Below are 12,577 nucleotides of genomic sequence, written 5' to 3'. Positions count from 1 at the left end.
AAAAAAACCCGCAGCGTTTACGCGCTGCGGGTTTTTTCGTTCATGGCATGCGAACAGCGGCATCACGCCAGCTGGTGTTCTTCCCCTTCGTAATACGCTTCCACCCGTGGATTCATAATCTTCTTCCAGAGCGGCGGAAAGAGTGCCAGCACGACCATGGCGGCATAACCGGCGGGCAGTTGAGGTGCTATTTCGTGGTGACGCAACACCTGATAGCGACGCTTGGCAAAAGCGTGGTGGTCACTATGTCGCTGCAGATGGAACAGGAACACGTTGGTCAGAAAGTAGTTGGAGTTCCAGCTGTGTTCCGGCGTTGTTCTTTCGTAGCGTCCGTTCTCGAGTTTGCGGCGGTGCAAGCCGTAATGCTCAAGGTAATTCACGATCTCCAGCAGAGTAAACGCGAAGAAACTCTGGCCGATAAAGTAGGCGGCGCCCAGTGCACCGAAAGCAAGGGTGAAGCCGATCAGCGCCAGCGCCGAGATGCTGTACCACCAGATCAATTCATTGCGCCAGCTTAGTGCCCGATGCCCCTTGCGTTCCAGTCGAACGGCTTCCAGACGCCAGGCATTAATGAAATTACGCACGTACGCCTGAGGCAGGAAATTGTAGAGCGACTGATTGTAGCGGGAAGACGACGCATCTTCCGGCGTCGATACATGCACATGGTGCCCACGCAAATGCTCCACCTTGAAACCGGCATAACTCACCAGTGACAGAAGCAGGCCGCCCGCCCAGGTTTCGAGTTTCTCGTCCTTGTGGATCAGCTCGTGGGCCACATTGATGCCCAGCCCGCCGACAATACCGATCGAAACAATCCAGCCAATACTACCCAGTGCATTGAACTGCCCCGACGCCAGTACCACCGCGCCCCACACCAGAAGCACTGCGTAGGCGACAACCCAGCCCAGCGTCATCACCTTGTAGAAACGTTCGCCAATCATCTGCGGCACGTCGGCTTCTTCATCCGGGTTCAATGCATCCTGTCCCAGCATAAGATCCAACAATGGAATGATGCCGAACACCACAACCGGAACGCCCCAGGCAAAGACGTTGATCCAGCCCGTCGCCTGACCCGCGCTCAGTAGCAGGCCCGGTAACGCCAACGGCAGCATGGCAATCAGATAACTGTACTTTTTCAATCGAAGCAGCAAACGGCGCCGCGCCGTTGGCTGAGTGATGGTCGCTTCCTGTGTATTCACCGAAAAGCCCTCTTTTGTTGTTAGGGAGCCGAAGCAGCCTGCAGCCGCTTTCCGCTCAGTTGCGCATACCAGGATGCGCCCTCATTCGACATACTGCTATATTGTAGAACAATACAGCAGTCGTCAACAAAAATATGGCAAAGTTGATCAACAAGGCATCAACAAAAATGACCATCATGATCGACACGAGCCCCTCGTCAGATATCAACCACAGTCCATATTGGGCTGTGCTAGACTAGGCCGAATCGACCGAGTCGCAGATCTTTGCTCTGCATATCAAGGGTTTCAGGCCGGTCAGCGCCCACCGATCAGCATCACGCGGACAAGAGCATCGAATGGAGTTTCAGGTTCCCAACACCCTTGCCGAGCAAATAGCCAATTACCTGGCTGACAGGGTTATGACCGGGATAATCCGCCCGGGCGAGCGGATTCAGGAAGCCACTGTGGCGGCAGAGCTGAGAGTCAGCCGGGCATCAGTCAAAGAAGCGCTATACACGCTGGAGCGCTGGCATCTGGTGGACATCACGCCGCGCAAGGGCGCATCCGCAACCCGGCTTGATGCCCATCATGCGTCCGAGTTGTACGACGTCTACATGCATTTACTGATTATGCTGGCGCGAAGGCTTACGGAGCGCTGGAAGGTGGAGGATCGTCCTCATCTGCTGGAAGCGATTGAGTCCGTAACCCATCGTCTCAATGCCGGGACACCGGATGTTGCCGCCGTGGTCCAGGCCAGTTTTGATGTGATGGATGCCTGCTGCAATGTGGTCAGAAACCCCTATCTGACTGAAGCCCTGGCGAACTTCAAGCCGGCGGTCAGCCGCACCTATTACTTCTGTGCAGACCGCTACAAGCAGGATCTCGACAGTACCGGGATGTTTTTCGGGCAGCTGACCACCGCCGTCTTGGCAAGGGATGCTGACGGCGCTGAACAGCGCATTGTCGAGTTTGCAAACCACCAGAAAGCACTATTGTTGGCAGCCCTGCCTGATCCGCTGAAAACAGGCGTCTAGTCCGCCTGATCAAATGCCGCCGGCCACCTCTGTGAGCACAACGCCACCAATGCGCCATTCACCGGGGCCTTGCGGCTCCATGCGATAGTAGGCATCCCAGTAGTGCCCTTGCGGCCCCACTAACTGAACCCTTTGTACCAGAAAGCCCGGATGGGGTACTTGCTCACGGAATCTCACAGTGACCGCCTGAAATACCGCCGGATACCGCCGTTTGACCATATCGGAAAAGGCACTGGCACTGGAAAAGCCGTTCCGGATCGCGGGCGAAGCGTAGCTGAATGCCCGCTCCTGATCGTCATTGGCAAAGGCGTCAAGCTGTGCTGAAATCACCCTTTCGATCGCCGCCGCTGCATCTGCCTCGCGCAGGCTATCATCCGCAGACACACCGGTAGCTGAGAACGCGCCAAGCAGAGCCAAGCCCGCTATCAGAAGGCCGCCTGATAGCCGCCTGCCGAACAGAATCCGTATGCGGTGGATCATCAGGGTACCTCCGCCGGGTGAAGAATTGAGAACGGGCCACGCATCGCACATCAGGCGTTCTCCATGTGTTCAAGTTTAGACGCATCGTCATCAGGAGTACGACTGAAGAGTGCCGACAGATGAATTTAACAATGGCGCTACTGCTGTGTCCCTTTTTATGACATATTCTTGGTATAGCCATTAACCGTGGCAGCGGAATTTACCCACTAGTCAGGATCTGAACCAGTCATGATGACCGCATTTTGTCGATGGGGTTTTGTGAGCGCGCTCTGGGCGGTAGCTGTGCCCGGTTTTGCCGTCTGCTCCGCATCGCCTCCATCGACTGAAAGTGGTACGCCAACCTCACAGATTTTATTCAATATCGCGCCTGGCGGTTACCCACCCTACACTGTCATCAACTCCGATGGCTCGGTTTCGGGCATTATGTGGGACGTGATGACGACCATCGCCAATGCTAACGGCCTGACCGTTGAAGCACGTCAGATCCCATCCAAACGCGTTGATAACTTTATGCTTTCCGGCGAGCTTGACGCGACCATGCGCGCTATTGAGTGGACCCGGAAGCCGGAGCAGTTTGCCTTTACCGAAGGCGTGCTAAAAGCCCAGGACGTGATTTTCAGCACTCGAAAACGACCGCTGGAGCTGAACTCAATAGACGATCTCGAGGGCACGATACTGCTGAAGCATCTGGGGTTTAGCTATCCCATGCTGGAAGCCCATCTGGAAGCCGGCACTATCCGCTCGATCGATGCCCCTGATGGACAGACCATGTTCCGGCGACTGGCCGGCGCGGAGCGTTTTAATGGCCTGGTTTTCAACAGGCGAGCCGGCGAATGGATCATTCAGCACAATAACTGGCAGGATACGTTCATCAGAGAGCCGCTAGTGCTGGAGGAAACCGACTACCGGCTCATGTTCTCGCCCCAATGGCGCCCCATGATGAGCTGCTTCGACGAAACCCTGCTCCAGATCAAGCAGGACGGGCTGCTGGACAGTATTCTGGCCCGATACTGACGGCGCACTTACGCCACCACCCTCCGCTCCTGCTGAGTTCGCCCCCACCTTAAACTCGTGAATCCGTTCACAGACCTGACAGAACCAAGCCGATACTGTAACGGTCTGTAACACCGCTTCGCGAGAGCAGTCCGAGGCGCATCACGGAACTGACGTTTACAACGAAACTAAAAATATAACGATAAAAATAAACTCGACACCGGCCGGCTATCGCTGACTGGCACGGGTACAGGGACTGACTATCATGACTGGACTGCGACGCGTCTTGTTAAGCGTACCACTCGTTCTTATCTCTCCATTTGCGGCCGCCGAAATTCAGGCACTGGATGACCAGACCATGAGCCGGGTGACAGGCCAGGCCGGGGTCACGATCGAACTGGAAACCCGCGTTGATCTGGACAGATTTTCCTACATCGATGAAGGCCGCCTGAGCATCTATGACCTCAGCCTTTCCGATCCCGATGGCACGGCACTGGACAACATGAAGCTGACCATCGATGTCGCCGGTGACGGTGAAGTGCTGGAGCACGGTTTCTCGGAAATTGCCCGGCGGGCAAGTACCGGCCAGCTCTCCACCGCCAACCCGGATGTGGCCGATGCCCTGAGCAAATACGCCGTAGGCGGCAGCTTTGGCAAGCAGTTCAACAGCGGTGATCTGGTCATTCACCTCGGCCCCACAGACGCAGGCAACCCGGCATCACTGGAAGAGTACCTGCACGCCATCGACTTCCAGCTGCAAATTGGCGAAGTCCGCGCTGAAGGCGCCACCGACAGCACCACACTGTTCTCCAATATCCGGCTTGACGGTTACATCGGTCCGACGGATATTGTCGTGCGCAACGGCGGCGACACGACTCGTGTACTGGCCAACGGCAACACCGTATCCAACTCGGAACTGCAGTTCGACACGCATTTTGAGATCAGCAACGGCTCTCTCGACTGGGACGTTGGTGATGTGATTCTGCTATTCAATTTTGCAGGTGTCGGCATTGAGGATCTGGCCATTCATAACCGTCGTGGCGACGATACGGAAGGTCACTTTGGCATGGCCAGCGCGACGGCCAAATTGTCCAGAGGCACCAGCGGTTCCTCCGGACAAGAGGGCTTGTCGATTCACGATGTGGAATTCCGTGCAGACATCGACATGCCGGTTTTCAACATCGGTGGCACCAGCATTGGCGAGGTCTACTTCACAGACTTCGTGATCAGCAATACCTCAATGATGGTTTACGGACACTGATATACGAGCAATCCAGACTTTAATCACCAGCGTTCCAACCGGAACGCTGGTGATGCCACTCTCCCTTCCCAAGGCATTCAGCCAATCAAGACCGGTTCGACAGCCAGACAAACTCAAATGGCGCCAGCGTTACACTCGCGCCCCGCTCCTGAAATGACGTCCTGCTGACAATATCCAGCCACTCATCAGTGGAAATAAGGTTCAGCTCGGACAGACTGAAGACCTGCTCCTGCCCCGAAATATTGTGGATCGCAAATATGCTCTGACGCCGATCGACACTCTGACGCCAGAAAGCAAACAACCCATCCCCAAGATGTAAGGTGTATTGGGTCGCATTGGGATGAAACGCAGCCTGACGGGTGCGTATCGACAACAAGCGGCGCAGGGTTGTGAACACATCCCGGTGATGAGTATCCGACGCCAGCAGGTTCTCCAGCTCATCGGCGTCCCATACATGGCGATTAATGGAACGGTTCTGGCCGGTATGCTCCACCCGGTCATCGTCATTTCGGGTCGCCAGCAGGCTGTGAATATAAAACGCCGGGATGCCCTCCAGCGCCATCATGATCGCGTGAGCGCAAACAAACCGGGCCAGTTGATGGCCGTCAACGCCATCCGCTTCGGTTCGTTCCATCGCATCCCACAGGCTGATATTGATTTCGTAGGGCCGCACTTCGCCGGACGCACCGGTTCGGCTTGTGACGCGAGCGCCAGATGCGACCAGTGTGCTGATCATCCGGTCGCTTTCTTCATCGCTTAGCAGGCCCTCGACCGGGCGCAGGCCAATGCCGTCATGAGAGGCCAGAAAGTTGAGATAGGCAGTGCCCTGCTGAGCCGGCGGCATCGTCATCAGCCAGTGTTTCAGATGCTGGCAATTGCCGCTCAACATGGTGTGCAATAACAGGGGCGGCAGCGAGAAGTTGTAGATCAGGTGCGCCTCGTTGGCATTACCGAAATAGGTCAGGTTTTCCTGATTGGGGATATTGGTTTCGGTGACGATCACCGCATCCGGCTGACGGTGTTCAATCAGCAGACGCAGCAAACGGATCACTTCGTGGGTTTCCGGCAGATTGATACAGGGGCCGCCCGGCACCTTCCACAGAAATGCCACGGCATCCAGCCTGAACCAGCGCATACCCTTATCGAGGTACAGCCGGATGATACCGAGAAACTCCAGCAATACGTCCGGGTTGGCGAAATCAAGATCCACCTGGTCATGACTGAAAGTGCACCACACGTGCCTTTCACCATTCACTGTTTCTACCGCACGCAACAATGGTGACGTACGAGGTCGCACCACGGCGCTCAAATCATCATCTTCGCTGGCTTCAACAAAATAGCGGTGCCCCGGTGCCCGACCTGCTTTGTAATTTTCGAACCACAAACTGCGGCTCGAGCAGTGATTGATCACCAAATCCGTCATGACCTGAAAGCCTGAAGAAAGATGGGTCAGATCATCCCAATCACCGAGCGACGGGTTGACTGTGGAATAGTCCATCACGGCAAAACCATCATCAGAGCTGTAGGGAAAAAACGGCAGCACATGGACCGTTGAGATCATCCCGGCTGCCAGGTTGCGCCGACAGAAGGCATTCAAAGTCTGGAGCGGCGCTTCACCGTCGCGCCTGATGGTATCGCCATAGGTAATCAACAAGGCGTCACCCGCATTCCACAGGTTGCGATGCGGCGTTGGCGACGGCGCGGTTTTCGCCAGGTCGAATGTCGCCAGGCACTGATCAACCAGTGCATCGAGGTTTTCGCCCGGGTACAGACATTCAAGATGCGCTTTCAATCGCGATGCCAGTGGCGGCACTGTCTCGGCTTCTGTCATGGCGAAAACTCCTCTTAAGCATCGCTCGGTGCGCGTTGCACTGACTCACCGTGCTCGCGCAAATCATCTTCAACCGCATCATGCAATTGGGTCATGACCCCCGGAAACGCGCTGGCAACACGCCCCCAGGATGAAATAAACGGCGCTTCCATGGGGTTGTCGAGAAAGTACTCGCCCGCTTTCATGATGTTGCGGGCAAATAGCTCAACAGCCTGTTCTTCCTGATGCACATCAAAGCTGAGGCCGTTGATTTCGGCGTCGTTGCGGTAGGTTTCCACAAAATCCAGCGCAATCCGGAAATAGGTCGCCTTGATAGTGCGGAAGGACTCATGGGTAAACACGATGCCATTGGTGGCCAGCTTACGGAAAATGGCCTTGGTGATATCAATCGACATTTTGGACAGGCCACCGCTTTCATCCTCCGGCGACAGAATCTGGTGCTTGTGATCGTAATTGTCTGCGATATCGACCTGACACAGCCGGTTGGTGCTGTAGTTGCGCTTCATTTCGCTCAGCACACCGATCTCCAATCCCCAGTCACTGGGAATCCGGATGTCCGTCATCACATCTTTGCGGAAAGAGAACTCGCCAGAGAGCGGGTAGCGATAGCTGTCGAGATAGTCGAGGTAATCGAGATTGCCGAGCACTTTCTTGAGCGCCCGCAGCAGGGGTGTCACCAACAGACGGCTGACGCGTCCGTTCAGTTTGCCGTCAGCAACCCGCGCATAGTAGCCCTTGCAGAATTCATAGTTGAAGTTGGGATTGGCCACCGGATAAATCAGCCGCGCCAGCAGCTCACGGTCATAGGTCACAATATCGCAGTCATGCAATGCGATGGATTCGGCTCGGCCGGACGCCAGCACATACCCCATACAGAACCACACATTACGACCTTTACCCGGCTCTGTCGGCGCCAGCTCTTCGCCTTTGAGATCGCGGTCGATCTGGCGCAGCCGGGGGCCGTCGTTCCAGAGCACCCGATGGCGTTGCGGCAAAGCCGAGAAGAATTCCAGCGCATGGTGGTACTGTGCCTCTGTCGCCCGATCAAGGCCGATAACGATCTCGCTCAGGTACGGCACCTTTTTCAGGTGCTCGAGAATCCGGGGCATGGCCTCTGTTTCGAGTTCCGAATACAGGCATGGCAGAATCAACGCCATCGGCCGGCTTTTCGAGAAACGGACCAGCTCTGCTTCAATGTCTTCCAGCGGTCGCTTCGAAAGATTGTGGAGTGTTGTGACAATGCCGTTCTGGTAGAAGTCACCCATGACATACCCTCATTCTGGTTTACCCTGGCTGGCAATATCGACGCCATACTTCGACAACACTGATGACACCGCATTCGCCCAGCCTTCCGGGCCGTATGAAGAGGTAATGCACACATCGGGCCGGTTCGGGATCACAGGTGGTGCGTGCACCGGCGAGCGCACCAATATCGGGATATCAGCTGCAGCCAGCATGTCGACGTCGTTATCGCTGTCGCCCAGTGCCAGTGAGGTGACCGCGCCGCCGAAGGCATTCTGATAAACCGCGAGCAACCAACTCATGGCCTGACCTTTATCGCAGGCCCCAATCACATGAACGAAGCGCCCGCCCCGGACAAGGCGCAGATTGAGCGCATCCAGATCAAGCGCGCACTTTTTCAGTGCATCCTCCGTATCCAGCCAGACCAGGGGTTCGCTGAACTCTCTTTGCGACGCCAGGCGCGCTTCTTTGCGCCCGAGGCCGGTGCGTTCAACGATCTCTTCCAGCCCCATCTCGGACAGGCCCCGGAACACATAGCGGCTGCGTAACCCGTAAAGCCTTTCCAGAATGTCTGCCCGTGCAATCGACATCACCTTGCAACGCATGCCGTCATGGGCGCGGGCGTCCGGTGGCAGTGGCAACGTCGTGTTATCGGGAAACCAGACTGCCGCGCCATTCTCTACGATAAACGGCTGCTCCAGCCCCATGGCGGCCTGCAACTGAAGCACCTCCGCCCGGGTCTTGCTGGTATTGAACACGCAAGGAACACCGGCGGCCTGCGCTGCCTCCCATACCGGTCGCGCCGCTGCGCAGGAATATGAAAAATGATCGAGCAGCGTACCGTCCAGGTCCGTGAAAATAACCAGCCTTGCCATGGGTTTGCCTCCCTGCATTCAAATGAATTGATTTGCGGCCGGCATTCGCATCACCTCAGGTGATGCCTGCACCTGCCCAAAATTCCGACAACTCGCAGAACCAGCAATGCAAGGTAGACGCCAGCATTGGGAAAATGGGCATTTTTTATATGACGGCCATAGCGGGTGTCCCCCGCCGGTTACCAACAGTTCATGGTATACGCGCTTGCCAGCGCCCCCCGCATTCGCAGTAAACTGCCCGCTCCCGGCCCAACAAGGATCTCTGACCCGAGCGTCATGACCAGCCCTTCCACTACAGAACAAACAGGTACACAAGCATCCGGCTGGAAACTGGCAGGCTTTGCGCTGCTGTTTATCCTGCTCAGCGCGGGCGGCACCTGGGCGATCTGGCACCAGTTTGCAGATAACAACTTCAGTTTTGATGATCGCCTGCTGAGTGCAGCCTTTCTGATCGCTGCGGTGGTTTTACTGGGCATTTACTTTGCCGCGGACGGGCTGCGCCTGCACTTTACGCTGCGAGCGCTCGGTCACAGCCTGCCAATTGGCCAGATCTTCCGGCTGGTGTTTATTAACATCTTCTTCTCTAACGTGACCCCGATGGCCACCGGCGGCGGCTTTGCGCAGATCTGGTACTTGCAGCGAAAGGGCGTTCCCGTGGGCACCGCGACGGCGGCCACAACCATCCGTACCGTGTTAGCCATCGCGTTCATTTTTTCCGTCACCCCCATCTGCCTGTTATGGCTTGATGCGCTGAAAGGACAACCCCTGCTCGGTGAAGTCTCCGGCTTGCTGGCCTTGTTCATCGCGCTCTATCTCGGCTTTTTTGCGATTGTGCTGCTGAGAACCCGTTGGCTGATCGGCCCTCTCTCAACATTGATTGATCTGCTTCATCGCATTCACGTGATAAATGAGCCTCGTCGGCGTCGCTGGCAGTTCGGCATGAAAAGAGAGATGGTGCGTTTTGCCCGCAGTTTCGCGATCTATATCCGCGGGCCGCGCCGCGATGTGTTGCTATCGGTTGTGTTCACGCTGGCATTTCTGATCAGTCTGTTCAGTTTTCCGGCGTTACTGATGACAGCACTGGGTTATGACGTAGACTATCTGACCGTGATCGGACTTCTGTTCGTCACGACTTTCATTATGTATTTTGCCCCCACGCCCGGCGCATCCGGCATATCGGAAGGCGTCTTCGGCAGTTTTTTCAGCACCCTGGTTTCGGCCAACCATCTGGTACTGGTGACCGTGGCCTGGCGTTTTCTCACAATCTACCTGGGAATGATCATTGGCCTGGTGTTGATGCAGAGGGAGTTGGCCAGCAGCCTTCGAACGTCGCAGGTTGAATCAGGGCAGCGCAACCAAACGGGAAAACCCGGCTCAGGGATGACTGATGATCCGACGCAAACCTCTTAAGGCACTGTTCTATCTCTGCCTGCTGATCGTCACATTGTTGATCGGTTATAAAATCTATCTGGATTTTTTTGAGCCAGATTACGAAGCCGTACATACCGAACAGCTTGACCGGATTCACGCAGGGCTGGATAACGCGTCGGAATTCAGCTTTGCGGTAGTGGGCAATATCAACAACTCGGTGGGGGTGTTCGAGCGAAAAATAGTACCGATGCTCAACCGGGCCAATGCGGATTTCCTCATCTCCGCGGGCAATGCCGTCAGTAGCGGTGGCGAAGACAAGTACCGGGCGATCTACCGCACCCTCAACCGGCTCGACATGCCCTACCTGCTGACCTTTGGTGATAACGAGTTCAGCAACTTCGGCAGCTTCCGGTTCTATGAACATTTCGGTCCTTACTTCTATTCGTTCAAGACCGGCAACAGCCGCTTTGTATTCCTTGATGCAACCGGCAAAACCCCCTACCAATGGCAGATTCGCTGGCTGGCCGACCTGTTAAGTGAGGATGACAGCGAACATCGGTTTGTCTTTATCGGTGAGCCGCTGCTGCCGGTGAACAAGGACACGCTGTTTGACGACGAAGACAACTATCTGAACAACCCGGCCTTCAGGGACGAACTGATGCGCCTGTTCGATGCCTATGAAGTCGATGCTGTGTTCTCGGCAAACCTGCCCCTTTACTCAACCCAGACCAAAGGCTCTACCCGTTACATCACAACCGGCGGCGCAGGCGGCCTGGTGATGAACGACGAGACCAGCTTTTATCACTTTGTCCGCGTTGACGTGACCAAGGAAGGCTTCACCACCCGGATGGAAAAGCTGGATATCGGCCAACACCCGGTATTCAAACAGCTGGAAAGTCTGTGGTTTTTTATTCACTCGCTATTTTATGTCGGCTATCTGAATTTTATTCTGCTGGTTGCCGTCATGGCGCTGATCACCATCAAGCTCTACGCGCTGATTTTTACTGACCGTGATTACTACCCTGATTTCGAGCTGGACCCCTCACCCTGGCAGAAGCGCCCGTTAAAAGTCGCGATGTTTACCAACAACTACCTGCCCTTTATCGGTGGCGTTCCCCTGTCAATTGATCGCCTGAAGCGCGGCCTTGAGGCGCTGCATCACAGTGTTCTGGTTGTAGCCCCCCGCTACCGCGATCAGTCAGACGATGAGCCGGACGTGTTGCGCGTGCCGTCGCTGGTAACCATGGGCGGACAACGGGAGTTCCGGCTGGCGAACATTTTTCTGGGCCGCATCCGCAAGCGGGTGAAGTACTTCAAACCCGAAATCATTCACGTTCACCACCCTTTCTGGCTAGGATCACTCGGCCTCTGGGTTGCTCGACGTCTGGGCATACCGGCTGTCTACACCTACCACACCCGGCTTGAGCACTACGCCCACTTCGTGCCGCTGCCCGGCCTGATCTTCCGCAACCTGATCTCCCATGCGCTGATCAAGCGCTTTGCCAATAAGTGTGACGGTGTGATCGTCCCCACTTACTCGGCGGAAGACTATCTGCGCATGATCGGTGTCAAAACGCCTGCTTTTGTGCAACCCACGGGCATCGAATACGACACCTTTCAGGAGGTGGACACCGAGGCTGTTGAAGCGCTGCGGCAATCTTTCGGTATCGGGCCGAATGACCATGTTTTTGTCAGTGTGTCGCGCCTGTCCACCGAGAAGAACATCGACTTCATGATCGAGGCCATCGCAGGACTCGCCAAAAAAACCGATCAAACCTTTCGGTTTCTGATGATTGGTGAAGGTCATGAACATGAGCGCTTGCAACAACGCATTGACGATCTCGGCCTGCACGATCAGTTCATTCTGGTCGGTGCAGTGCCTCCGGAAAAAATGGCGACCTACTACCATGTTGGCGACACCTTCCTTTTCGCCTCAAAATCGGAAACTCAGGGCATGGTTATTCTGGAAGCCATGGCGGCAGCATTGCCGGTAGTTGCGGTTCGCTCCAGCGGCATAGAGGATGTTGTCCGTGACGGGCACAACGGCTTCAAGACCCCGGAAAATCACGACCAGTGGCGGGCGGCCGTACTGCGGCTGCTGAACGAGCCTGAGCTGCATGCCAGCCTTTCGAAAAACGCGCTGGAATTTGCCGGCAACTTCTCGACCCACCAGTTCGCCAAAGACGTCACCAACGTTTATGCCACCGTACTGGCTGGCTATCGCAAGCGACAGGGCAGGAAAACAAAAGCCGAATAGGCCCTGTAGCGATCGAATTCCGCGCGCTCGACGTATTGTCCTGAAGATCCACTTC

At 55.8% G+C, this 12,577-nt stretch carries 10 protein-coding genes; 5 read left to right on the top strand and 5 right to left on the bottom strand.

Translation table 11 applies throughout. The features are described 5' to 3' along the window. Nucleotides 1-62 precede the first annotated feature (62 nt). Entirely contained in the window at nt 63-1,112 is a 1,050-nt protein-coding gene (locus ACUN9X_RS06665; protein ID WP_260036605.1) for an alkane 1-monooxygenase, read from the bottom strand. A 422-nt stretch (nt 1,113-1,534) separates the two neighbouring features. Between ACUN9X_RS06665 and ACUN9X_RS06660 the strand changes: the two genes are divergently transcribed. Further along, entirely contained in the window at nt 1,535-2,212 is a 678-nt protein-coding gene (locus tag ACUN9X_RS06660; RefSeq protein ID WP_445472565.1) for a GntR family transcriptional regulator, read from the top strand. Between the two features lie 9 nt (nt 2,213-2,221). Here the strand turns inward: ACUN9X_RS06660 and ACUN9X_RS06655 are convergent, their stop codons facing one another. Further along, nucleotides 2,222-2,692 (bottom strand): DUF4864 domain-containing protein, encoded by a 471-nt coding sequence (locus tag ACUN9X_RS06655; protein WP_445472564.1) that lies wholly within the window; start codon nt 2,690-2,692, stop codon nt 2,222-2,224. 228 nt (nt 2,693-2,920) lie between these two features. On the opposite strand from ACUN9X_RS06655, the gene ACUN9X_RS06650 reads away from it, so the two are divergent. After that, the gene (locus ACUN9X_RS06650) at nt 2,921-3,706 is read left to right on the top strand and encodes a substrate-binding periplasmic protein (protein ID WP_445472563.1); all 786 of its coding nucleotides are present in this window, start codon (nt 2,921-2,923) and stop codon (nt 3,704-3,706) included. 244 nt (nt 3,707-3,950) lie between these two features. Beyond that, on the top strand, nt 3,951-4,946 hold the full coding sequence (locus ACUN9X_RS06645; RefSeq protein ID WP_445472562.1) for a DUF6160 family protein: 996 nt from the start codon (nt 3,951-3,953) through the stop codon (nt 4,944-4,946). A gap of 85 nt (nt 4,947-5,031) precedes the next feature. Here ACUN9X_RS06645 and ACUN9X_RS06640 read toward each other — a convergent pair whose 3' ends face one another. From ACUN9X_RS06640 to ACUN9X_RS06630, 3 genes are read right to left on the bottom strand one after another with little or no spacing between them, the layout of a single operon-like run. Further along, the gene (locus tag ACUN9X_RS06640) at nt 5,032-6,777 is read right to left on the bottom strand and encodes an alpha-amylase family glycosyl hydrolase (protein WP_445472561.1); all 1,746 of its coding nucleotides are present in this window, start codon (nt 6,775-6,777) and stop codon (nt 5,032-5,034) included. 14 nt (nt 6,778-6,791) lie between these two features. After that, nucleotides 6,792-8,042 (bottom strand): glycosyl transferase, encoded by a 1,251-nt coding sequence (locus tag ACUN9X_RS06635; protein WP_260036447.1) that lies wholly within the window; start codon nt 8,040-8,042, stop codon nt 6,792-6,794. Between the two features lie 9 nt (nt 8,043-8,051). Continuing rightward, nucleotides 8,052-8,894 (bottom strand): HAD-IIB family hydrolase, encoded by an 843-nt coding sequence (locus tag ACUN9X_RS06630; protein WP_260036448.1) that lies wholly within the window; start codon nt 8,892-8,894, stop codon nt 8,052-8,054. Nucleotides 8,895-9,170: 276 nt separating this feature from the next. On the opposite strand from ACUN9X_RS06630, the gene ACUN9X_RS06625 reads away from it, so the two are divergent. Further along, entirely contained in the window at nt 9,171-10,304 is a 1,134-nt protein-coding gene (locus tag ACUN9X_RS06625) for a lysylphosphatidylglycerol synthase transmembrane domain-containing protein (protein WP_445472560.1), read from the top strand. Continuing rightward, nucleotides 10,282-12,522 carry a glycosyltransferase gene (locus ACUN9X_RS06620; protein ID WP_445472559.1) on the top strand — a complete coding sequence of 747 codons (2,241 nt, stop codon included), beginning with the start codon at nt 10,282-10,284 and terminating at the stop codon, nt 12,520-12,522. Before ACUN9X_RS06625 ends, ACUN9X_RS06620 begins: the two co-directional genes overlap by 23 nt. The last annotated feature ends 55 nt before the right edge of the window (nt 12,523-12,577 follow it).

It is taken from the genome of Marinobacter sp. V032, assembly GCF_052645435.1.
This window is presented reverse-complemented; position numbering and strand designations above follow the sequence as displayed.